Source organism: Pseudomonas sp. SIMBA_041 (assembly GCF_046535095.1).
GTDB lineage: Bacteria > Pseudomonadota > Gammaproteobacteria > Pseudomonadales > Pseudomonadaceae > Aquipseudomonas > Aquipseudomonas mucoides.
The window spans coordinates 1-231 of the sequence record NZ_JAWRXJ010001016.1; the positions used below are offsets into that span (position 1 = coordinate 1).

A 231-nucleotide genomic window follows, 5' to 3' on the forward strand; every position below is an offset into this window, starting at 1 on the left:
CCTAACGCCAGCATGCCTTCGGTGATTAAAGCATAGCGTCTACTGCGCTGGATGAACAACCAGCCCATCCCAAGATAAACCATAGCCAAAATGGCACTGGTAATCGTGAGGGCGTTAGAGATGTCGTTTAGTAAGGCAGAAAATAAACCAAAAGCCAGTAGCGGTACTGAAAACAGTAAACCCGTATCAATAGGAAATACATAGGAGCTGCCTACATGAGCTTTGTCCAAG

The 231-nt window shown here is 45.9% G+C and carries 1 protein-coding gene; it reads right to left on the minus strand.

Going from position 1 to position 231, the window contains the following annotated elements; translation table 11 throughout:
• Positions 1–231: hypothetical protein (locus SB725_RS34185; RefSeq protein ID WP_410923824.1), on the minus strand; the 231-nt coding region annotated here is incomplete at both ends.